The sequence below is a fragment of the Butyrivibrio hungatei NK4A153 genome, assembly GCF_000424465.1.
GTDB lineage: Bacteria > Bacillota > Clostridia > Lachnospirales > Lachnospiraceae > Butyrivibrio > Butyrivibrio hungatei_A.
On sequence record NZ_AUJY01000011.1, the window covers coordinates 74,440 to 96,763 of the forward strand.

The 22,324-nt window shown below is 42.3% G+C and carries 18 protein-coding genes and 2 pseudogenes; 17 read left to right on the forward strand and 3 right to left on the reverse strand.

All coding sequences use genetic code 11. The features are described 5' to 3' along the window. Positions 1-52 precede the first annotated feature (52 nt). Positions 53-952, forward strand: a complete 900-nt coding sequence (locus G628_RS0107165; RefSeq protein WP_034461951.1) for a glycerophosphodiester phosphodiesterase family protein — start codon at positions 53-55, stop codon at positions 950-952. A 156-nt stretch (positions 953-1,108) separates the two neighbouring features. Further along, positions 1,109-3,937 (forward strand): pyruvate, phosphate dikinase, encoded by a 2,829-nt coding sequence (ppdK, locus tag G628_RS16710; RefSeq protein ID WP_034500716.1) that lies wholly within the window; start codon positions 1,109-1,111, stop codon positions 3,935-3,937. A gap of 353 nt (positions 3,938-4,290) precedes the next feature. Here the strand turns inward: ppdK and G628_RS0107175 are convergent, their stop codons facing one another. Together G628_RS0107175 and G628_RS18720 are read right to left on the reverse strand one after the other, a co-directional pair. Beyond that, positions 4,291-5,637 (reverse strand): MATE family efflux transporter, encoded by a 1,347-nt coding sequence (locus G628_RS0107175; RefSeq protein ID WP_027208833.1) that lies wholly within the window; start codon positions 5,635-5,637, stop codon positions 4,291-4,293. A 140-nt stretch (positions 5,638-5,777) separates the two neighbouring features. Then, a complete protein-coding gene (locus tag G628_RS18720; RefSeq protein ID WP_155833784.1) occupies positions 5,778-6,119 on the reverse strand; it encodes a hypothetical protein in 342 nt (113 codons plus the stop codon). Positions 6,120-6,148: 29 nt separating this feature from the next. Between G628_RS18720 and G628_RS16715 the strand changes: the two are divergent. From G628_RS16715 to G628_RS16725, 4 genes and pseudogenes are all read left to right on the forward strand, one after another. Continuing rightward, a pseudogene (locus tag G628_RS16715) lies at positions 6,149-6,754 on the forward strand (type IV secretory system conjugative DNA transfer family protein); the annotation flags it as partial. An 89-nt stretch (positions 6,755-6,843) separates the two neighbouring features. Then, complete coding sequence (locus tag G628_RS0107185) at positions 6,844-7,527, forward strand: YkgJ family cysteine cluster protein (protein ID WP_027208834.1); 684 nt, start codon at positions 6,844-6,846, stop codon at positions 7,525-7,527. 39 nt (positions 7,528-7,566) lie between these two features. Continuing rightward, positions 7,567-7,902, forward strand: a pseudogene (locus tag G628_RS16720) (cupin domain-containing protein); the annotation flags it as partial. Then, positions 7,899-8,444 carry a cyclophilin-like fold protein gene (locus G628_RS16725; RefSeq protein WP_081670595.1) on the forward strand — a complete coding sequence of 182 codons (546 nt, stop codon included), beginning with the start codon at positions 7,899-7,901 and terminating at the stop codon, positions 8,442-8,444. The pseudogene G628_RS16720 and the gene G628_RS16725, both read left to right, overlap by 4 nt. A 69-nt stretch (positions 8,445-8,513) precedes the next feature. Here G628_RS16725 and G628_RS0107200 read toward each other — a convergent pair whose 3' ends face one another. Next, on the reverse strand, positions 8,514-9,266 hold the full coding sequence (locus tag G628_RS0107200; protein ID WP_027208835.1) for a hypothetical protein: 753 nt from the start codon (positions 9,264-9,266) through the stop codon (positions 8,514-8,516). 248 nt (positions 9,267-9,514) lie between these two features. Between G628_RS0107200 and G628_RS0107205 the strand changes: the two genes are divergently transcribed. The 11 genes from G628_RS0107205 (at position 9,515) to G628_RS0107255 (ending at position 22,312) form a co-directional block, all read left to right on the forward strand. Then, on the forward strand, positions 9,515-12,040 hold the full coding sequence (locus G628_RS0107205; RefSeq protein ID WP_026654670.1) for a DUF342 domain-containing protein: 2,526 nt from the start codon (positions 9,515-9,517) through the stop codon (positions 12,038-12,040). A gap of 138 nt (positions 12,041-12,178) precedes the next feature. Further along, positions 12,179-12,868, forward strand: coding sequence for a F0F1 ATP synthase subunit A (locus G628_RS0107210; RefSeq protein ID WP_051199075.1), 690 nt, complete (start codon positions 12,179-12,181; stop codon positions 12,866-12,868). Between the two features lie 22 nt (positions 12,869-12,890). Further along, positions 12,891-13,109 (forward strand): ATP synthase F0 subunit C, encoded by a 219-nt coding sequence (gene atpE / locus G628_RS0107215; RefSeq protein WP_026654672.1) that lies wholly within the window; start codon positions 12,891-12,893, stop codon positions 13,107-13,109. Positions 13,110-13,133: 24 nt separating this feature from the next. Continuing rightward, the gene (locus G628_RS0107220; protein WP_081670596.1) at positions 13,134-13,625 is read left to right on the forward strand and encodes an ATP synthase F0 subunit B; all 492 of its coding nucleotides are present in this window, start codon (positions 13,134-13,136) and stop codon (positions 13,623-13,625) included. 268 nt (positions 13,626-13,893) lie between these two features. After that, positions 13,894-15,405 carry a F0F1 ATP synthase subunit alpha gene (gene atpA, locus G628_RS16730; protein ID WP_051199090.1) on the forward strand — a complete coding sequence of 504 codons (1,512 nt, stop codon included), beginning with the start codon at positions 13,894-13,896 and terminating at the stop codon, positions 15,403-15,405. Next, entirely contained in the window at positions 15,392-16,336 is a 945-nt protein-coding gene (gene atpG / locus G628_RS0107230; protein ID WP_026666872.1) for an ATP synthase F1 subunit gamma, read from the forward strand. Before atpA ends, atpG begins: the two co-directional genes overlap by 14 nt. Further along, entirely contained in the window at positions 16,333-17,724 is a 1,392-nt protein-coding gene (gene atpD / locus G628_RS0107235; RefSeq protein ID WP_026666871.1) for a F0F1 ATP synthase subunit beta, read from the forward strand. Before atpG ends, atpD begins: the two co-directional genes overlap by 4 nt. Positions 17,725-17,727: 3 nt before the next feature. Beyond that, positions 17,728-18,153 (forward strand): ATP synthase F1 subunit epsilon, encoded by a 426-nt coding sequence (gene atpC, locus G628_RS0107240; protein WP_026654676.1) that lies wholly within the window; start codon positions 17,728-17,730, stop codon positions 18,151-18,153. A gap of 1 nt (position 18,154) precedes the next feature. Next, a complete protein-coding gene (locus G628_RS0107245) occupies positions 18,155-18,745 on the forward strand; it encodes a hypothetical protein (protein WP_207637988.1) in 591 nt (196 codons plus the stop codon). A 21-nt stretch (positions 18,746-18,766) separates the two neighbouring features. Next, positions 18,767-19,840, forward strand: coding sequence for an acyltransferase family protein (locus G628_RS0107250; RefSeq protein WP_081670597.1), 1,074 nt, complete (start codon positions 18,767-18,769; stop codon positions 19,838-19,840). Between the two features lie 3 nt (positions 19,841-19,843). Continuing rightward, on the forward strand, positions 19,844-22,312 hold the full coding sequence (locus G628_RS0107255) for a homocysteine S-methyltransferase family protein (RefSeq protein ID WP_027208838.1): 2,469 nt from the start codon (positions 19,844-19,846) through the stop codon (positions 22,310-22,312). Positions 22,313-22,324: the final 12 nt, after the last annotated feature.

A 22,324-nucleotide genomic window follows, 5' to 3' on the forward strand; every position in this document is an offset into this window, starting at 1 on the left:
AAGTAAAATATGTAGCAGACGTGTTAAAAAATTATCAGTAGGAAGTGGATTAATGCTTTTTATTAGGGTTTTGTGCGAAATAGCACCTATAATGGTCGTTCTTTATTTGCTGATGATCATGCCAAGGATAGTACATAAACCTGACAGATTACCTCATTTAGGTGTGCGTTATGCGCATCGTGGACTTCATGACAATTCATCGGATGCACCGGAAAACACTATGGCGGCCTTTAAGAAGGCAGTGGATGCCGGCTACGGGATTGAGTGTGATGTTCAGCTTACCAAGGATGGTGTTCCGGTTATTTTTCATGATTTTACTCTTGCCAGAGTGGCGAGATATTCAGAGGGTGAGATTCCCGAAGATGCAGTGAAGAATAAGGACGGGAGCTTCGGAGTTAAGGGTAAGGTAATTGACTATACATATGAAGAGCTTCAAAGGTTTCATATTCTTGATTCTGTTGAGAAAATCCCCAAATTCGAAGATTTTTTGGCGCTTGTAGACGGTAAAGTTCCGCTTATTGTGGAGCTTAAGATCGAATTTAAAAATTGTACTGTTTGTTCGAAAGCGGATGCGCTTCTTTCATCTTATAAAGGAGTTTATTGCATTGAGTCCTTCAATCCGCTCGGTTTGCTTTGGTATAGAAAGCATAAACCGCAGATCATGAGAGGACAGCTCTCCGATGAGTTTCATAAGGAGTCGCCTTCGGAATTTAACAGCTTTCTTTACTTCGCGCTCACGAATCTTTTTCTGAATTTTTTAACAAGACCCGATTTTATATCATACAATCACAAATATCCGGGTAACCTGTCATTATGGCTGTGCAGGCACCTGTATAAAAATGTCACAGCTGCATGGACTATTAAGAGCGAAGAGGAGCTTGCAAGGGCAGAGCAGAATTTTGACATTTATATATTTGACAGTTTTGTTCCTGTAAAGGGGCCAAAAGTGTAATATTCAGAGGTTTTTTATTTAGAGGTTTTATATTTTATTAAATCGGTAATTATCCGCGTTTTTATTTCACGGTAGTGGTTTCCGCGGTAGTTATAAAAAAGAAATACATGAAAGGTACCGGTTTTTAATAGTACCGGTAAGAAAGGTATGACAAAAATGGCGAACAAGTGGGTTTATATGTTCAATGAAGGTAACATGACAATGCGTAACCTTCTCGGTGGTAAGGGTGCCAACCTTGCTGAGATGACAAGTATTGGTCTTCCTGTACCTCAGGGATTCACAATCACAACAGAGGCATGTACACAGTACTATGAGGATGGCCGTAAGATTAACGACGAGATCATGGCTCAGGCTATGGAAGGCGTTAAGAAGATGGAAGAGATCAACGGAAAGAAATTCGGTGACCTTCAGAATCCTCTTCTTGTTTCTGTTCGTTCAGGAGCTCGTGCTTCTATGCCCGGTATGATGGATACAATCCTCAACCTCGGTCTTAATGATGAAGTAGTTGCAGCAATGATCAAGGGTAATCCCGATCCTGCATTCGAGCGTTTTGTATATGATTCATATCGTCGTTTCATCCAGATGTTCTCTGACGTAGTTATGGAGGTTGGTAAGAAGTACTTCGAGCAGCTTATCGACCAGATGAAAGAGAAGAAGGGTGTTAAGTTTGACGTTGACCTCACAGCAGCTGACCTTAAGGAGCTCGCTGAGCAGTTCAAGGCTGAGTATAAGAAACAGCTTGGCAAGGACTTCCCTTCAGATCCTGTAGAGCAGCTTAAGCTTGCTATCGAGGCTGTATTCCGTTCATGGGATAACCCTCGTGCTAACGTATATCGTCGTGATAACGATATCCCTTACTCATGGGGAACAGCTGTTAACGTAATGCCTATGGTATTCGGTAACCTTAACAATGAGTCCGGTACAGGTGTTGCATTCACTCGTGACCCTGCTACAGGTGAGAATAAGCTTATGGGTGAGTTCCTTATCAACGCACAGGGTGAGGACGTAGTTGCAGGTGTTCGTACACCTATGCCTATCGCTCAGATGGAGAAGGAGTTCCCTGAGGCATACGCTGAGTTCATCAAAGTATGTGATACTCTTGAGAACCACTATCATGACATGCAGGATATGGAGTTCACTGTTGAGAACAAGAAGCTCTATATGCTTCAGTGCCGTAACGGTAAGAGAACAGCTCCTGCTGCTCTTAAGATCGCTTGCGACCTCGTTGATGAAGGACACAAGACTCCTGAAGAAGCAGTTGCTATGATTGATCCTCGTAACCTTGATACACTTCTTCACCCTCAGTTCGATGCTGCTGCTCTTAAGGCTGCAACACCTATCGGAAAGGGTCTTGGTGCATCTCCCGGAGCTGCTTGCGGTAAGGTTGTATTCACAGCTGATGACGCAGTAGAATGGGCTGCAAGAGGCGAGAAGGTTGTTCTTGTTCGTCTTGAGACATCTCCTGAGGATATCACAGGTATGAAGGCTGCTCAGGGTATCCTTACAGTTCGTGGTGGTATGACATCACACGCTGCCGTAGTTGCTCGTGGAATGGGTGAGTGCTGCGTATCAGGTTGCGGTGACATCAACATGGACGAAGAAAACAAGAAGTTCACTCTTGGTGGAAAAACATTCACAGAGGGAGACTTCATTTCAATCGATGGTACAACAGGTAACATCTATGAAGGACAGATTGCTACAGTAGACGCTCAGATCGCCGGTGAGTTCGGACGTATCATGGCTTGGGCTGACCAGTTCAGAAAGCTTAAGGTTCGTACAAATGCTGATACACCTGCTGATGCTAAGAAGGCTAGAGAACTTGGTGCTGAGGGTATCGGTCTTTGCCGTACAGAGCACATGTTCTTCGAGGAAGACAGAATTGCTGCATTCCGTGAGATGATCTGTTCAGATACAGTTGAAGAGAGAGAAGCTGCTCTTGATAAGATTCTTCCTTATCAGCAGAACGACTTCAAGGCTCTTTATGAGGCACTCGAAGGAAATCCTGTTACAATCAGATTCCTTGATCCTCCGCTTCACGAGTTCGTTCCTACAACAGAGGACGAGATCAAGAAGCTTGCTGATGCTAAGGGCAAGAGCGTAGAAGATATCAAGGCTATCATCAATTCTCTTCACGAGTTCAACCCTATGATGGGTCACAGAGGATGTCGTCTTGCAGTTACATATCCTGAAATTGCTAAGATGCAGACTAAGGCTGTTATCCGTGCTGCTCTTGAAGTACAGAAGGCACACGCTGACTGGAACGTTAAGCCTGAGATCATGATTCCTCTTGTTTGCGAAGTTAAGGAGCTTAAGAACGTTAAGAAGGTAGTAGTAGAGACAGCTGACGCTGAGATCGCTGCTGCAGGCGCTAAGCTTGAGTACGAAGTTGGTACAATGATCGAGATCCCCAGAGCTGCTCTTACAGCTGACGAGATCGCTAAGGAAGCTGACTTCTTCTGCTTCGGTACTAACGACCTTACACAGATGACATTCGGATTCTCTCGTGATGATGCAGGTAAGTTCCTTGATGCTTACTATGATGCTAAGATCTTCGAGAACGATCCTTTCGCTAAGCTTGACCAGACTGGTGTTGGTAAGCTTATGGAAATGTCACTTAAGCTTGGTAAGCCCGTTAATCCCAGTCTCCACGTTGGTATCTGTGGTGAGCACGGTGGTGATCCTTCATCAGTTGAGTTCTGCCACAAGATCGGTCTTGACTATGTATCATGCTCACCTTTCCGTGTACCTGTTGCAAGACTTGCTGCTGCACAGGCTGCTATCGCTGAGAAGAGCGCATGCTGCGGTTCAAAGAACATCGTAGATGACGAGACAAAGGAAAAGCTCAAGGATGCTGCTGAGAAGGCTACAGTTATTGCTAAGGAACTTGCTGAGACATCAGCTGAGGTTGCTAAGGCAGGACTTGCAGGGCTTAAGGCTGGACTTGAGGAAGCTAAGAAAGTTTACAATAGCTCAAAGAAGAACTAATAGCTTATACAATAGAGGCTGTCGCACCGGTTTGATCTGGTGTGGCAGCCTTTCTTTACGCCCGGCCACAAAGGTATATATTCGGAGATGCGCTGTGTACGTCTGCGGCGTGATTTCCATAAATTCTAAAACAGATAAATGCCTCATTTCATGTTATTCAGAACAATCGGCATTTATCTGTTTTAGAATTTTGGAAATCATCGTCCTCGTCCGAATACAGCGCATCTTCGAATATATACCTTTGTGGCTGGGCTGTCTATGAAATGGCGGTAGACGCAAGAATACGAGCTTCGAGAAGCTCGGCTTTTTGCGAGAAGATGTGTTCAGGGAATAATTTTTTTTACTGTATTTATTCAGATGGCTTTTTCTTTATTGCGGATTTCGTAGAAGTATACGACAAAAAGTATTAGATCGGCGAGGATCCAGGCGCTGATTTCGCCGTAGAAGATGCCGGTGTAGCCTATGATTTTTGTCATGACTGTTGCGCATAGAACTCTCATTAATAGTTGTCCTGCGCTGGATATCATGGGGACAAGGGTGTTTCCGATGCCTTGTAATGCGGCTCTTACGATGTAGAGGGTGTAGAGAAGGGGGTAGAAGAGGCCGATTATAAGGAGGTATTGGCGGCCGTATGAAAAGGCCATGGGAGAGGTTTTGTCTGCTTCGACGAATAATTTCATGGAACTTTCGCCGAAGAATATCATGATGAAGGAGCAGATTAGTGCTGTCACTATACCGAGTAAGAGTGCGGATTTTACGCCTGAATGGATGCGGTCGATCTTTTTGGCTCCGTAGTTTTGGGAGACGTATGCAACTATAGCCATTCCGTATGATGAAGCGGCTATTTCGAGAAGGGCGTATATTTTTCCGCCAATTGTATAACCTGATAGTAAATCTATTCCGAACATGTTTACGTTTCGGTTTACTATAAGACCTCCTATTGCGGTGATGATGCTTTGAATGGCCATAGGAAGGCCGGTGCTTATAAGTTTGTGGAATATATGCTTTTCCTTGTAAGAGTTTTTGCCAATTTTTTCTTTTATAGATTTAATCTTGAGAACGTGATAGCCGCATATGATCATGACAAGGCATTCTGAAAGGATTGTTCCCAGTGCGGCTCCGGCAACGCCTAAGTGCATTATGCATATGAAAAGAAGGTCGAGAACGATGTTACAGAGTGATGATATTGTCATTGCCAATAAAGGAATATGGCTGTTTCCGCAGCTTCTAAGAGTTGCGGCGAAGAACTGATAAAAGATAAGAAAAGGAATTCCTGCGAATATGACGGCGGCATATGTATATGCGTAGTCAAATGCCTCGGGCAGTGTGCCTATCAAATTCAGAAAAGGTCTTAAACATATGAGAAGTATCGGGATGAGTAAAATGGAAATAATGATGCATATGGTTTGAGCTTTTTTGTAGTAATAATAAAAAGCCTGTTCATTCTTTTCGCCGTACTTATTGCCCAAAAGCACTGAGAATCCCTGAATCAGTCCGATCAATGAAGCGGTTACGAGAAAGATGAGCCAATCGGTGCCTCCGATTGAGGCTATTCCAAGAGCACCTATTTTCTTGCCTATGATAATGCTGTCAACGACAGTATATAGCTGCTGGAATATATTTCCCAATATCATGGATGAAGAAAAAGAAAGAATGAGTTTGAAGGGATTGCCTGTTGTCATGTCCTGATCTTTTGCCATTGTGTCTGATTTTTTCCCTGTTTTATTTTGAGTAGATTTGAAATAGATTATCAAATAAAAAGTAGGAGACGAGTATCTGTATATCGTTTCCTACTTTCTGATTTGCTTATTTATAGTATACCACAATTTGCGTTAGCCGATCATTCTAATGTTGTTGCATTTAACAGCTCGGCATCATATTCATCGTCAAGGCCTGATGCATCGTAAAGTGAAATGTAGTTATCTTTGACAAGGCATAATATTCTTCTGTTTAACTTGGCGCCGTTGAATGTTCCTGAAATCTTAAGTGAAGGATGTTCTTCGCCTAAGAAAGTGACTTTTTCAACTTCTGCAGTTACACCGGTTAAACCTTGGCCTTCAAAATCTTTTACAACTGTTTCTTTTTCGGCTTCGAGAATGGCTTCTTCAGTATTTGCAGAGCCGATTTTTTTGAGCGTTACGGTAACGTTTGCTTTGCCCTGCGCAGGACAATAATAAAACATTTTTTACAAGGAGGATCGTGTATGATTAACAACGAAGTAATCTGCTTTGTGAGAAGGCTGATGATGTGTACGGCGGCAGACTTCCAGTCCACGTCAGATGCCTCATCGATGAGACAGCTAATATCGGGCAGATCCCGAACTTGGAGAAGCTGGTGGCAACCATCCGAAGCCGTGAGATTAGTGCATGCCTGTTCCTACAGGCGAAGTCACAGCTGAAAGCTATCTATAAGGACAACACGGATACCATCATAGGAAATATGGATTCTCAGCTGTTCCTTGGTGGCACTTAACCAACCACGCTGAAGGATTTATCCCAGTTTCTTGGAAAAGAAACCATCGATATGTATAACACCGGTGAGAGCAGGGGCAACAATCCTTCCTACTCCATGAACTATCAGAAGAGTGGAAAGGACCTCATGACTGTGGATGAAATCGCAGTCATGGATGGTGACAAGTGCATCCTGCAGCTTCGAGATGTACGTCCATTTTTGTCGGACAAATATGATGTCACCCAGCATCCGCTTTATAAGGAGACTGGCGAGTATGATGAGAGGAATAAGTTGGATATCCAACGGTTTCTGCATCAGGGGATAAAGTTGAAAAGTGGAGAAATGTTTGATGTGGTGAGGGTCTAAGGTAATTTAGGCACCTCTTTAGCACTATGATAATGTATAATAAACATAGTGCTGAGAGGTGCTCAATAATACATACGGAGAATGACAGAATGAGATTATTTAAAAAACATAGTTCAGTTAGAAAAGGATCCTTTGAATATTTAAAAGAAGAATTAGTCAATTATATTGCTACGAATAAACACGAAATAACAAGAACCATAAATGAACGAGCGAAAGGTGATCCATTAAAGGCCTATGAGGGTATGCTGGAAGTATACGATGAAGTGCTGAACAGAATTGAAGATAAGTGTGAATTTAAATCTACTTGTAAAAAGGGATGTGCAGATTGTTGCTATCAAGCAATTTATGTAAATTATCTTGAGGCGAAAATAATACTTGATTCTATAGATAAATTATACCGTCGTCAACGTGAAAAGATAAGAAAAGTAGCTCAAGAAAATATGAGAATCATTGAAGAAAATAAGATTCCTCTTAAACTTTTAATGGTAGATGATGAAACTGATATTCAAAAAAAATACTTAAAGTTAAAGTTGCCATGCCCTCTTTTAGGAGAAGAGCATAGTTGCATAATCTATAATGATAGACCTACCGTTTGTCAGCGATACAGAAATTATGGAGAAGCATGTAAATGCGAAGGGCAGATTTCAAATGATTCTTATTCTTTTCCAGAATTAGCAGATGAGCAAGTTTTGATTGAAATGGCAATAAATGGAGAAAAATCACCAGATACAAGATTTTTTTTATTGTCTTCGTTATTAGCAAATGAAATCTAAATAATTACCATGCTGTTGTCGATAAGAAGTCGATTATAAAGCTATCTGGCACAGGTATCCTCAGAACAGGTGCCTGCATTTAATGTGACATTTGAGCCTGGTTGTCGTAACTTCTGGCATATTCATCATGCAAAATCCGGTGGAGGGCAGATGCTCATATGTATAGGTGGCAGAGGCTGGTATCAGGAGGAGGGAAAAGAAGCAGTGGAGCTTACTCCGGGTAAAGTTGTGAATATTCCGGTAGGTGTAAAACATTGGCATGGAGCTGCTGCAGATTTCTGGATGAGTCATCTTGCTTTTGAGATTCATGGTGAGGGTGGTTCAACAGAGTGGTGTGAACCGGTTTCGGATAAACTATATGGTGAATTAAAATGATGTCGAAAAGAATTGTTGCAATACTGGTGGTCTTTTTGTTGCTGTTAACAGGGTGTAAAGCGAATAGTTCCGGTGATTTTCAAGAAGATGATAATGCTGTGCAGATGGAATCCGGTGTTCAAACAGATATAAATGAGCTAAAGGAGCAGACTGAGATGAAAAACGTGGATGAAAGCACTCTGGCTGATAATCAGATTCGTGTAACTGTAGGAAACAGTTCTTTTATTGTGAATCTTGAAGACAATGAAACAGCCAAAGCTTTGAGAGAAATGCTTACAGATGAGGATTTGACTATTTCAGCGTCAAATTACGGAGGATTTGAGAAAGTCTGCCGGTTAGGAAAAACTCTACCATGTAATGACACGCAGATTACAACTGAGGTCGGCGATGTAATGTTATACAGCGGGAATCAGATTGTATTTTTTTATGGTGCTAATTCATGGACTTATACGAAACTTGGTAAAGTGGAAGAGCCGAGTTTAGAAACACTTGAAAAGATATTAAGTGGACCGGAGACGGAAATTACACTAAGTATAAGGTAGTAAAGGGGAGTCAAAGGGACGGTTCTTTTGACTTGCTGAGTCAGCCGAACCGTCCCCTTGACTTGCCATTTATTCTGTTTTTTCTGCGCTTAATAATTCTGAGTCATAGTTATCGGCTTCAAGTCCCGATCCTGTGAAAGTTATAATATAACCGTCTTTGATAAGACAGATACATCTCTGGTACAGAACTGTGCCGTTTATTTTTGCATTAAGTACAAGTGAAGGATGATCTTCGCCTAAGAACTTAACTGTCTCCATCTCGGCAGTTACATCTGTTAATCCCTGAGCTTCAAGAGCTGAAATTGAAGGTTCTTTCTGAGATTCCATAATTGACTGCTCATTTGCAAGTGCTCCTGCAAGTGAACCTACACTCTGAAGAACAACATTAAGTGTTTTGCCTGTTGTTCCGTCAACAGCGTAAGTTACTACCATAATACTACCGCTGTCGAGAGCTTTCTTTGCAGCTTTGTTATCTTTGAATGCATCAAGATCTGTTATTGTGCTGTTTAATGTCTGAAGCTCTTCAGCATTTGCAAATTTGTAGTTATCGCCTAAAGAAAACTTAACCCCAAAAAACTTGTTTTCATATGTGGTTCCGTTTACAACACCTGAAATGTTTTCGCCGGAATCACTTGCGTCAGAGCTTTCTGAAGATGTGCTTTCTGCAGCGTTTTCGTTTGAAGAATCAGAAGGTGCTGCTTCAGCGGATGCTTCGCTTTCTGCATTGTTGTTTGTTGCAGGCTCAACTTTCTGAGCTCCGCAAGCAACAGAGCTTGTTGCTAATGCAAGTGCGAACATTGTTGCCAATAATTTCTTTTTCATAACTTTTCTCTCCTAAATTTAAAATAAAAACTCGTTTCATTCTAGCACATAATATTTGAGAATGCTATTAAAAAATTAACTGTTTTATCGTTTGCGTAATAAACACAGATTTGAACTGGGTTTATAAGGGGGGGATTAATTAGTTCTTGAGCGGTAAATGTAATAATGATAAAATTGTTATAAGAAATAGATAATTAATAGTGCATTGCAGGCCGATATTCCATGACCGGTTGGGAGATGTGACATCTATGGATGCTCAGGAACTTGATTTAGAACTTGATCTTGAAAATGAAACGATGTCTTACTCCGGTCTCTCTTCGCTTAATAAGAGTGCGTTGGAGAGAGAACTAGAGATGTGCAAAAAATTAGGGGCTGACGCTGATAAGCTTCGGGCTCTTAATTTTAATGCACTTCAGCTTTCAGAGATACGAAAGGGTATCAATGATAAAGTTGATGTTGCAAAATATATGGATCCCAGAAAATCGTGGACTGAGATGGAAGAGCTCAGGATTGAAATGACTCAGAACATCGATATGAGTTCATACAGAGAACAGGGATTTGATGTTCAGCAGATTTCTCAGATAAGAAAGGGAATTGCTGCGGGAATTGATGTATCTGCATATGCAAAGAGGGAATACCTTGCGGATCAGATGAGAGAGCTCCGCATCGGCCTCAGCAGGGGAGAAGGTGTTCCTATCATTTTCTTTCAGGACCCGGCATTTGACAGCCTTCAAATGCGTGAGATCAGAAAAGGTCTCGAAGCGGGAATTGATATCTCTAAATACGCTTCTGTTGATATTCCTTACATGAAAATGAGAGCGATCAGAAAAAGTGCGGAAGACGGACTTTTCTTTGATGAGGCTCAGATACGCAGTTACAATGCGAGCATACTTGAAGAACTGCATGCCGCGTATAAGGATAATGTAGATATAAGTCAGTATGTAAGGGAAAAGTATGATGCGGAGCAGATTGAGCAGATAAGAATATGTCTTAAGGAAAAAATATCTATAGATAAATATATCAATCCGGATATGAGAAGCGATGCGATAAAAGAAATCAGGATAGGCCTTGAGAACGGCATCGACGTCGGAAGATATGCTGATGCGTCGTATGGCTGGCAACAGATGTATGAGATGCGCATAGGACTTGAGCATCAGATTGATATTACTCCATATACCAATCCTCTTTATCAGGCCGATCAGATGAGAGAGCTCAGACTCGGTATAGAAGACGGACTTGATATCAGCGCATTTTCATCGATGATGTACACTGCCCGTGATATGCGTCGCATAAGAGAACGCATATTGGGAGAGGGATATGGCTTTGTAGGGCACAGAGTACATGATGAAGAAGTGCTTGATAGGACTGACGGTGTTCCCAATGAAACTGTTCTTCTTAACTACATGCTTGAAAACAGGGATGAGTTTCTGTCGTTTACTTCCGATGAGATGATATGCTGGATTAAGCTTCCTGCGCGAAATGACGGCGCAGTATATACTGAAGATCTGATCATGAGCTTCCTTGTTCAGTGCAGAATAATGGCGGGAATCAACAAAGAAGCAATTTCAAATATGCTAAGTAACTTAAATCATAATGAGAAATATGTTGTTGCCGCAGGAAAAGCCGCTGTTAACGGAGTTGACGGCTATTATGAATTCTTGGTGGATATGGAGCAGGAGCAGGAGCCTGTGATATTGAATGACGGAACGGCGGATCTTTCGAATATCGAAGCAATCAAGCAGGTTAAGGCCGGCGATAAGATTGCAATATATCACAAGGCGAAAAAAGGAGAAGACGGATATAACGTATACGGAGAAGCTCTGCGGGCAAGAAACGGTAAAGAAATCCCAATCTTAAAAGGCGAGGGATTTATGATACTGAATGACAGGGTTACTTATGTTGCAAAATACTCCGGTGCCATCAGCATGGTCGACGGAGTGATAAATATCGAAAAGATTATGATACTTCCCGAAGTAAAGATAACCGATAATAAGATTGTTTATGACGGGGTTGTATATGTAACCGGAGATGTTCATTCCGGATGTGATATTAATGCGTCGGGAGACGTGATAATAGGCGGCCATATGGAAAGCTCTGAAATAGTTAGCGGAAGGAATGTTATCATTAAAGGGGGTGCGACATGTCCCATCAGAGGCTCGATAAAAGCAAAGGGAGATGTCTCGGCGAAATTCTTTGAGGGTGTAACGATAAGCGGAAAAAATATTTCCGCTAACTATTTCATAAACTGCAATGTCGTCGCGAGCGGACTTATCAGAACATATGGAAGAGTGGGAACTATATACGGAGGAAGTGTTCAGAGTCTTTTTGGAATTGAAACGGCGTCAGTCGGAAACAAAGCCGGTGCAAAGACCATTGTCACTCTTGGCGTAAACAATACCATACTTGCTGAGCTCAGCAATATCAACAAAGCAATAAGCAGAGAGGAAGAGGAACTTAACAGCCTTAAAGTGCAAAGAGACAGGCTTTCCGAGGATGCATCCGCCGACAGACAGAGGATGCAATGGAAGATCAAGGTTAATGCTGCGATAGGAATGAAGGAAGGCAAGATAAAAGACCTTGAAGCGAAAAAGAGTAAGGTCCAGGCTGAAATTGACAAAGGAAGCGAGGCAAGAGCAACAATTACCGAAGTTGCTTATTCCGGAACGGTGTTTGTCATTGACAGAATGGTACTTAGAATTGAGGAAGACAGAAAGACATATGATAAATTGACGATCAAAGCAAGCGCCGACAGAGACAGTATAGAAGTAATGTAAAACATGGTACAAAAATAATATCAAAAGCTTTAACTTTGCCAAAACACCAAATTAAGCAAAGTTAAGGCTTTTTTTTACATTGCATTATTAAAGTGGATTTTCTATAATTATTGTATATTTTTGGGGAAGGTATACGCTATGGATTTAAAAGAGATTCTTAATGAACTTTTGATGGAAGATAAAACGTTCCTTAGAATTCCCGTCGGAAGCGGAACTTTGGAAATATATAAGTCCGTTGTCCTGACATGGGTGGTTATGCTTGTTTTGTTTATTCTTATGCTAATCCTTACAAGGGATTTTAAGGTACATAATATTTCAAAACGCCAGGCTGCGGTTGAAAGCTTTGTGTTATGGATAAGAGGTGTTACCGGCGGAATGCTGGGAGAAGAGGCAATGGGATATGCCGATTATATTGCTACGGTGCTTATATTCATTGCTTTTTCCAATATGGTCGGATTATTTGGTGTTGTACCTGCGACCATGGATCTTAACGTGACGATAGCGCTTTCAATCATGAGCATTATTCTTGTTGAAGCCGCAGGCTTTAAGAAGAAAGGTCTCAGGAACTGGCTCAAAGGCTTTGCACAGCCAATGGCTGTGATCGCACCCATGAATGTTTTGGAGCTTCTTATAAGACCGTTGTCTCTTTGCATGAGACTTTTCGGTAATATTCTCGGAGCTACGGTTATCATGGAGCTTATCAAAGCTGTCGCACCGGTAATCGTACCGGCAATGTTTAGCTTGTATTTTGACATATTTGACGGAGCAATCCAGGCATATGTCTTTGTCTTTTTGACGTCATTATACATTAAAGAAGCCGTTGAATAATACGGCACAAGGAGGAAATAAAATGGATTTAACAGCAATAGGAGCAGCTATAGCTGCATTCACAGGATTAGGAGCAGGACTTGGTATCGGTATAGCTACTGCAAAAGCTACAGATGCGGTTGCAAGACAGCCGGAAGCTGACGGTAAGATAATGAAGCTTCTTCTTTTGGGTTGTGCACTTGCAGAGGCTACAGCTATCTACGGATTTGTAGTTGCTATTATGATTATTATTTTCAAATAATTATCGACAAAAAGGGGTTACGACGTGTTAAATGTAGATTGGATACAAATTGGTTTAACTATATTTAATCTTTTGTTTTTGTATTTGCTGGCGAAAAAATTTCTTTTCGGCAGGGTCGACGCTATTCTCATGCAGAGAAGAGAAGAAGTGGACAGCGCTACAAAAGCGGCAGATGCCGCTAAACAGGAAGCGTTTGAGACCAAAAAAGAATATGAAGAAAAGATTGCTCATGTTGATGAAGAGAAAGAGCAGATCCTTGGCGACATCAAGAAGCAGGGATATGCGGAATATGAGCGTATTGTTAATGACGCCAGGAAAAAGGGCGATCAGATTATTGTTGAGGCTAAGCACAATGCCGAAGTTGAGAATGAACGTGCCAAAGAGGTATACGCAGCTCAGCTTACAGATATGGTTATAGATGCGGCATCCAAGATTGCCGCTACCAAGCACAGTGCTGCCGACGACAAAGAATTATACGACAAATTTATAAACGAAGCCGGAGCAAAGAATGAGTGAATTATTGAAAGCTAAACTGCGCTATGCGGGCATTGCTCCCAGTGAGGAACAGCTTTCCAAGATAAAGGGAATACTCCTTAAGAAGTTTGACGTTCCGGAAATTGATATGGAACTTGTTCAGGACACTTCTATCGGAGGCGGATTCATCGTATCATGCAAGAACTTTGAATACGACTGGTCCGATGCGGGAAGAGCAAGGCAGCTTCGTGCAGAATTAAATAACTTAAGCAGGAAGACCGGAGACAGAGAAACCGGCAAGATCATCAGCATGCTCAGCAGCAAAGTTGAGAACTTTGATCTTGCAATTGGTGACAGAGAAGTCGGAACGGTAACCTGGGTTGGAGACGGAATCGCTAATATCGACGGTATCGAGCATGCTTTCTATGGCGAGATCATCGAGTTTGAAGGCGGAACCAAAGGTATGGCCCAGGATATACGTGAAGATCACATCGGATGTATCCTGTTTGGTAACGATACAGGCATCAGACAGGGAACAAGAGCTGTCAGAACTTACAAGGAAGCCGGAATACCTGTCGGAGAAGCATTTATCGGAAGAGTAATAGATGCTCTCGGAACGCCTATTGACGGACTTGGAGATATCAAGGAATCCGGATACAGACCGGTTGAACAGCCGGCACCCGGAATTATTGAGAGACAGTCCGTAAACGAGCCTATGGAAACGGGAATCTTGTCTATTGATACCATGTTCCCTATAGGACGCGGACAGAGAGAGCTTATTATCGGTGACAGGCAGACCGGTAAGACATCGATTGCCCTTGATACCATTATTAACCAGAAGGGCAAAAACGTAATATGTATATATGTTGCGATCGGTCAGAAAGCATCTACCGTTTCAAAGATCATACAGACACTTAAGAAGACGGGAGCTATGGACTATTCGATAGTTGTAAGCTCAACAGCTTCAGATATGGCGCCGCTTCAGTATATTGCGCCGTATTCCGGAACAGCAATGGCTGAGTATTTCATGCATCAGGGTAAGGATTGCCTTATTGTTTATGACGATCTTTCCAAGCATGCCGTTGCATACAGAGCGATCTCGCTTCTTCTTGAGAGATCGCCGGGAAGAGAAGCGTATCCCGGAGATGTATTCTATTTGCACTCAAGATTGCTTGAGAGATCAAGTAAGCTTTCATCGGAACTTGGAGGAGGTTCAATTACTGCACTTCCTATCATTGAGACGCAGGCTGGTGATGTATCTTCATACATTCCTACCAACGTTATATCTATTACGGACGGACAGATCTTCCTTGAGAGTGACCTGTTCTTTGAGGGAATGAGACCTGCCGTTAACGTAGGACTTTCCGTATCCCGTGTAGGTAGCGCGGCTCAGACCAAAGCAATGAAAAAAGCAGCGGGAAGTATTAGAGTGAATCTTGCACAGTACAGAGAAATGGCTGTGTTTACACAGTTTAGTTCAGATCTTGATGAGACAACCAAGAATCAGCTTGCACACGGAAATGTTCTTATGGAACTTCTTAAGCAGCCGCTTGAGCATCCGCTTGCAATGCACGAGCAGGTAATCATTCTGGTTGCTGTCGGTGCGGGCAGACTTGATATGGTCCCTGTTAAAAAAGTCAGGGAATACAAAGAAAGACTTCTTGCTTATTTTGATACGGAACAGGGCGATATCTGCGAAGAACTTTCTAAGAGCGGCGATTTGTCAGATCAGTTAAAGAAGAAAATTATCGAAGCCGTTGATGAATTTAACGACAGCGAGAACAAGAGACTTAAGGAAGAATTGGAAAGTGGCGACCATTAAAGAAATCAGGGATCGTATAAACAGTGTAAACGATACCAGAAAAATTACAAATGCGATGTATCTGATCTCTTCTACAAAGCTTCGAAGGGCGAAGAAGATGCTCACTGATACCGAGCCGTTCTTTTTTTCCACTCAGGCAATGATCTCACGTCTGGTAAGACATTTACCGGAAGGGGTTGATAATATCTTCCTGGAGACGAGGCTTGAAATCCCCGAGGATGAGCGAAGGAGAGGATACATCATCTTCACTGACGACAAGGGACTTGCGGGTTCTTATAACCACAATGTCATAAAGCTTGCCGAAGAGAAGATTGCAGCTGATAAAGGGGACTGGAAGCTCTTTGTCATAGGTGAGGTCGGCCGTTTTCATTTCCTTTCCAAGAATGTTGATATTGAGGAATCATTCATGTTTACGTCGCAAAATCCCACTCTTCACAGAGCAAGGAAAATAGCGGCGGAGATTCTTGATTATTACTATTCGAGAAAACTGGACGAGTTCTATATTATTTATACGACCGTTCACGGAACAAAGATTGATACTAAGTTTGAAAAGTTTCTTCCTCTTGAGATCATTACCGATATCAAGAGAGAAAAACCGGTGACCGGAACCATACTCGAAGAGTTCCTTATGGAGCCAAGTCCTTCGGCAATCTTGGATAATATAGTTCCAAATTATGTTACGGGATTTATTTACGGAGCATTGGTTGAGGCTTTTTGCAGTGTTCAGAGTGCCAGAATGATGGCGATGGATTCCGCGAATAAGAATGCGGAGGCAATGATCGCCGAACTTCAAAGAACCTATAACAGGCAGAGACAGGCAATGATAACTCAGGAAATAACTGAGGTTGTCAGCGGGGCGAAAGCTCTTAAGAATGCCAAAAAAGCCAAAGAGAGAAACAAAGATAAGCAGAAAACGAGGAATTACAGTTGAAAAACGGTAAGATTTTGCAGGTCATGGGACCTGTTGTAGACGTAAAATTTGAGGACAGCGATCTTCCTTATATCAGCGATGCACTCTTTGTAATGGTCGAAGACCAGAAGCGTGTCATGGAAGTTGCACAGCATATCGGTGACAACGTTGCGAGATGCATCATGCTTTCTCCCAGTGAGGGACTGAGCAAAGATATGGAAGTTTATCTCACGGGTGGACCTATCAGTGTTCCTGTAGGAGAGGAAGTCCTTGGAAGATTGTTTAATGTTCTCGGAGATACGATTGACAAAAAAGGTGACGTGAAGACATTGGAAAAATGGGATATTCACAGAGAACCACCGAGGCTTGTCGATCAGAGCCCCGTAGTTGAGATCCTTGAGACGGGAATAAAGGTTATCGATCTTCTTGCACCTTATGCAAAGGGCGGAAAGATCGGACTTTTCGGTGGTGCCGGTGTAGGTAAGACCGTCCTTATCCAGGAACTTATTCAGAATATCGCGACGGAGCACGGCGGATATTCAATCTTTACGGGAGTTGGAGAAAGATCACGTGAAGGTAACGACCTTTGGAGTGAAATGAATGAATCAGGCGTTATTAATAAGACAGCGCTTGTGTTCGGCCAGATGAATGAGCCACCCGGAGCAAGAATGCGTGTTGCGGAGACAGGTCTTACAATGGCGGAGTATTTCAGAGATGTAAAGCACCAGGATGTACTTCTTTTCATAGATAACATATTCAGATTTGTACAGGCGGGTTCAGAGGTTTCTTCGCTTCTTGGAAGAATGCCTTCGGCGGTTGGATATCAACCTACTCTTGCAACAGATCTTGGTATGCTTCAGGAGAGAATTACTTCGACCAGACTTGGATCGGTTACATCCGTTCAGGCAGTATATGTGCCTGCGGACGACTTAACGGATCCTGCTCCTGCGACGACATTTGCGCATCTTGATGCTACGACGGTTCTTTCACGTAAGATCGTTGAGCAGGGTATTTATCCTGCGGTCGATCCTCTTGAATCTTCAAGCAGAATCCTTGAAGAGGACATTGTCGGAAAAGAGCATTATGAGACTGCAATCAAGGTGCAGGAAATACTCCAGAAGTACAAAGAACTTCAGGATATCATCGCAATCCTCGGTATGGAGGAACTTAGTGATGAAGATAAGATTACTGTTTACAGAGCAAGAAAGATTCAGAGATTTTTGTCTCAGCCTTTCCATGTTGCTGAACAGTTTACGGGTATAAAAGGAAAGTTTGTACCTCTTGCCGATACCATTAAAGGCTTCAAGGCCATTATTGACGGTGAGATGGACGAGTATCCTGAAGCTGCATTTTTCAACGTCGGTACTATTGAGGAAGTCGTTGAAAAAGCAAAGCAGATAGAGGCATAAAATATGAATGGTAATAAGGTAATGACCTTCGGACTGAGGGTAATTTCCGTCAACGGAATATTTTATGACGACAGGGCGGAAGAGATCATTTTACCTTGCGCAGACGGTGAGCTCGCCGTACTTGCCAATCATGAGGAAATGATCCTTGCGTTATCTGACGGTGTGATCAAGATTAAAAAGCCCGGTGGGGAGTGGCTTTATGGTGTGGTTAGTCTTGGTTCTGTTCAGGTTGCAAACAACAGATGTATCGTGCTTGTAAATACTGTAGAGAAACCCGAGGATATCGACAAACAGAGAGCTAGGGAGGCTTATGAATTCGCGATGGAACATTTGCAGCAGAAGCAGTCCATTAAGGAATTCAAGAAATCACAGGCCGGTCTTGCAAGAGCGCTTACAAGACTTAAGGCTGCATCAAAATACGTTGATTGATATGGAGATTGTTTTGGAGAAGAAGAGAAAATTCAAGATTGTTAATGTTGTTTTTAGTATGACATTTTTTATGGTGTTAACAATTATGACGGGGTGTGGGAAGAAAGAGGATAGTGCTCTTTCTGCGTATAAGACAAGTATGTCGGAGTTTTACGACAAACTTGCGGAGTATGACAGTTCGATAAACGGTATAAATCCTGATTCCGACTCTGCAAAAGAGGAACTTCTCGGTTACCTTGATGAGATGAATGAGGCTTATAAGGCTATGGGGGATCTCAAAGTTCCGAATGAATTTTCAGGTATTGCGGATATTGCATCCGAGGCAAAAGATTATATGCAGATGGCGAATGAATGCTATCACAAAGCATATGACAATGAGTTTGATGAAGAGAGCTTATCTCTTGCAAGTCAGTATTACGAACGTGCAAATAAAAGAACCTTCATAATGTTGCAGGTTCTTCACGGGGAAAATCCCACGGATGAAGGCGTTTCGGTAACTACCGAAGATGCATTCAAATTTGCCACTATTAGTGACGATGACGAAGCTGAAGAAACAGAAGAAGTTACAGAAGATACAGAAAGCACTGAGTAATATCAGTGCTTCTTTTCTGAAATGGCCAAAATAATGAAAGAAAACAAATTCTTATATCTTGTAAATTTTATAGCATGCATGCTGGTTATCGTGATACATACAAGGTTTCCCGGAAACTTTGGAACAGCGATGGATGCCGTAAGCAGAATAGCGGTGCCTTATTTCTTTGCACTATCCGGAAGATTTCTTTTACGAGACGGGGATGAAGATACAGATAAGATAAGGGAAAAGAGCGGAAGATATCTCGTTAAGTTACTTAAGATAACGGGGATTGTCTATGCCGTTTATTTTGTATTTTCTCTTTTAATTCATATTTATCTTGGCGATTCGATCAAAGAGTGGCTTGTATCCAAATATTCTTTGAAGGAAGCGCTTTGGTTTGTACTTTTTAATTCCGGTACTTTTGTTTATGACTCTGTATTTACGTTCGATCATATGTGGTTTCTTTTTGCACTCATTTATGCAATCGGGCTGATCTATATATTTGCGGGAGTTCTCAGAAAATGGTACAAATGGCTGATCGAAGGCCTTCTTTTTATGTTATATTTTGGAGAGGCGCTTCAGACTTATTATCCGATAAGGCCTTTTGATATCAGCATTACAACGTGGTATGTTATGAGAAACTGGCTGTTTGTCGGCCTTCCGTTTGTGCTTACAGGAATTCTTTTATCTGATATTTTCAGGAAAAAGAAACAGGAATACGGCGATTCTTATGTTGAAGTGATGGCAAAGAAAAAGCCCGTATTTATTCTTATGATCGCGGCAGGGATAGCCTGTTCGGTCGCAGAGACTTTTATTTTTGGGAAAAAAGAAGTCTATATAGGCTCGCTTATAGCTGTTATCGGAATATTTCTTTTGTCCGAGTGCGAAGCCGGTTACGGAAAGTTTCTGTATAAGATTGGGAAAAAGAGTTCCGATGTAATTTACTATTATCATGTACTTGTTATTGCGGTACTTGATAGATTATCATACAGTGGGGTGATTCCTTATCCGTCAATGTGGGTTAAACCTGTGTTGGTGATGATATTGTGCTTGATGTTTTTTTATGTTGCCCCGATAGTTTTTGAGCAAAAGATTTGTGTAAAAGGAAAATGATCTATGACCAGAGAAGAATTTTTGAAATTTAGCGAAGACAGGATAATATTTCTTGACGGAGCTACGGGATCCAATCTCATTAAAGCGGGAATGCCGGTCGGAGTATGCCCTGAAGACTGGATTCTTAATCATAAAGATGTAATGAAAAATCTTCAGAGTGCTTATGCAGGTGCGGGCTCTGATATTGTCTATGCCCCCACTTTTACGGGAAACAGGATAAAGCTTGCAGACTATGGCTTTGAAGGAAGAATTGAAGAAATAAATTCCGAACTGGTCAAGCTTTCCAAGGAGGCGGTCGGCGAAAGAGCGCTTGTTGCAGGCGACCTTACCATGACGGGAAAGCAGCTTAAGCCTATTGGCGACCTTGATTTTGAAGAACTTGTAGATGTTTATAAAGAACAGATAAGAATACTTGAGAGCGCAGGATGTGATCTTCTTGTTGTTGAGACGATGATGAGCCTTCAGGAATGCAGAGCTGCGCTTATTGCGGCAAAAGAGGTGTCCGATCTTGCGGTAATGGTTACTCTTACTTTTGAGGCGGACGGAAGAACGCTCTTTGGTTCGGATGCTGCGGCAAGTGCAATAACATTGGAAGCTCTCGGCGCATGTGCGATAGGTGCGAACTGCTCGACGGGACCCGATAAGATGGTTGAGATCATTGGAAATATGGCTTCTGTAACAAGTATTCCGATCATTGCAAAACCTAACGCAGGACTTCCTTCAGTCGATGAAAACGGAAACACCGAGTATGACATGGACTGCGAAACTTTTGTAATTGAGATGGAGAAGCTTATAAATGCGGGTGCATCTGTCCTTGGTGGATGCTGCGGAACAACTCCCGACTTTATAAGAGGACTTAAGGAAAGATACGGCAATCTGAAGCCTTCTACGATAAGAGATGATGAAGGAAATCCTATTCGCAGAAAAGATGCTTCAAGGAGATATCTTTCTTCAGAAAGAAGCAGTCTGTCATTTGGAATGGACGATCTTTTCATGATAGTAGGTGAGAGAATAAATCCTACAGGTAAGAAGAAGCTTCAGGAACAGCTCCGCGAGGGCAATCTTGATATGGTCATCGACTTTGCAGAGAAACAGGAAGAAGACGGAGCGTCTATTCTTGATATCAATGTCGGTATGAGCGGAATTGATGAAAAGGGCATGATGCTCACGGTTATGGAGGAAGTTACTTCCATAACGGATCTTCCTCTTTGCCTTGATACGAGTAGCGCGGAGGTTATGGAAGCGGCTCTCAGAAGGTATCCGGGAAGAGCGCTTATGAATTCCATATCACTTGAGAAGGGTAAAGCCGAGGTATTTCTTCCGATTGCGAAGAAATACGGAGCTATGTTCATCCTTCTTCCGCTTAATCCGGAGGGGCTTCCCAAGAACACCGAAGAGAAGATCGGCAATATCGTTAAGCTCTCCGAGATGGCAAAAGATATGGGCATGACAAAGCAGGACATTGTTGTTGACGGTCTTGTTGCGACAGTCGGAGCGGATCCCGCTGCGGCACTCAATACGCTTGATACAATTGATTATTGTTATAAAAACGGTTTCGCTACAATATGCGGACTTTCAAATATTTCATTCGGACTTCCTCAGAGAAGTAACGTAAATACGGCATTTTTGACCATGGCAATAGAGAAGGGACTTTCGATGGCAATTGCCAATCCTTCTCAGGAAATGCTGGTAAATGCTGCGTTTGCATCAGACCTTCTTAAGAAGAAGGAAGGCGCCGATCTTCGCTACATCCGGAGGATGCAAAGATATGAAATGAAGAATGAAAGTGGTGCACCTTCGGGAAAAGAGGTTAAAATCACCACTAACTCTAATGAAGACATTCTTGATATAATAAAAAAAGATGTGCTCACGGGTTCTAAGCGCAGCATCGTTAAGAATACCGAAAAAGCCGTGAATATGGGAATCGAGCCGAGGGTTATTCTGGACACTGTCCTGATGCCTGCGATCAACGAAGTGGGTGACCTTTTTGACAAGGGCAAATACTTCCTTCCGCAGCTTATAGCCGGAGCTGAGGCGATGAAACTTTCAATCGCTTATCTTGAGCCGCTTCTTAAAGGCGACGATGATGACGGCAAGGAACTTCCTGCAATTGTTATTGCTACTGTGCACGGAGATATTCACGATATAGGTAAGAACCTGGTAGCACTTATGCTTAAAAATTACGGATTCAATGTGATCGATCTTGGAAAAGATGTGCCCAAGGAAGAGATAGTAAAGGCTGCGAAAGAAAATAACGCCAGCATAATCGCTCTTTCCGCACTTATGACCACAACAATGAAAGAGATGCGAAACGTTGTCGACCTTGCTCATGAAGAAAATCTTGATTCCAAGATAATAATAGGGGGTGCCGTTGTGACTCCCGATTACGCGGAAGAGATCGGAGCGGACGGATATTCAACCGATGCCGCAGATGCAGTGAGACTGGTAAAACAGATTTTAAGCATAGACTAATAGAATAGATTT

What these genes read in the sequence shown, in the direction of transcription:
- G628_RS0107205 (WP_026654670.1), top strand. Translation starts at nt 9,515, where the DNA reads ATGGATGCTCAGGAACTTGATTTAGAACTTGATCTTGAAAATGAAACG.
- G628_RS0107175 (WP_027208833.1), bottom strand. Translation starts at nt 5,637, where the DNA reads ATGGCAAAAGATCAGGACATGACAACAGGCAATCCCTTCAAACTCATT.
- atpC (WP_026654676.1), top strand. Translation starts at nt 17,728, where the DNA reads ATGAATGGTAATAAGGTAATGACCTTCGGACTGAGGGTAATTTCCGTC.
- G628_RS0107165 (WP_034461951.1), top strand. Translation starts at nt 53, where the DNA reads ATGCTTTTTATTAGGGTTTTGTGCGAAATAGCACCTATAATGGTCGTT.
- G628_RS16725 (WP_081670595.1), top strand. Translation starts at nt 7,899, where the DNA reads ATGATGTCGAAAAGAATTGTTGCAATACTGGTGGTCTTTTTGTTGCTG.
- G628_RS0107250 (WP_081670597.1), top strand. Translation starts at nt 18,767, where the DNA reads ATGGCCAAAATAATGAAAGAAAACAAATTCTTATATCTTGTAAATTTT.
- G628_RS0107245 (WP_207637988.1), top strand. Translation starts at nt 18,155, where the DNA reads ATGGAGATTGTTTTGGAGAAGAAGAGAAAATTCAAGATTGTTAATGTT.
- G628_RS0107185 (WP_027208834.1), top strand. Translation starts at nt 6,844, where the DNA reads ATGAGATTATTTAAAAAACATAGTTCAGTTAGAAAAGGATCCTTTGAA.
- ppdK (WP_034500716.1), top strand. Translation starts at nt 1,109, where the DNA reads ATGGCGAACAAGTGGGTTTATATGTTCAATGAAGGTAACATGACAATG.
- G628_RS0107200 (WP_027208835.1), bottom strand. Translation starts at nt 9,266, where the DNA reads ATGAAAAAGAAATTATTGGCAACAATGTTCGCACTTGCATTAGCAACA.
- atpA (WP_051199090.1), top strand. Translation starts at nt 13,894, where the DNA reads ATGCTCAGCAGCAAAGTTGAGAACTTTGATCTTGCAATTGGTGACAGA.
- G628_RS18720 (WP_155833784.1), bottom strand. Translation starts at nt 6,119, where the DNA reads ATGTTTTATTATTGTCCTGCGCAGGGCAAAGCAAACGTTACCGTAACG.
- atpE (WP_026654672.1), top strand. Translation starts at nt 12,891, where the DNA reads ATGGATTTAACAGCAATAGGAGCAGCTATAGCTGCATTCACAGGATTA.
- G628_RS0107255 (WP_027208838.1), top strand. Translation starts at nt 19,844, where the DNA reads ATGACCAGAGAAGAATTTTTGAAATTTAGCGAAGACAGGATAATATTT.
- G628_RS0107210 (WP_051199075.1), top strand. Translation starts at nt 12,179, where the DNA reads ATGGATTTAAAAGAGATTCTTAATGAACTTTTGATGGAAGATAAAACG.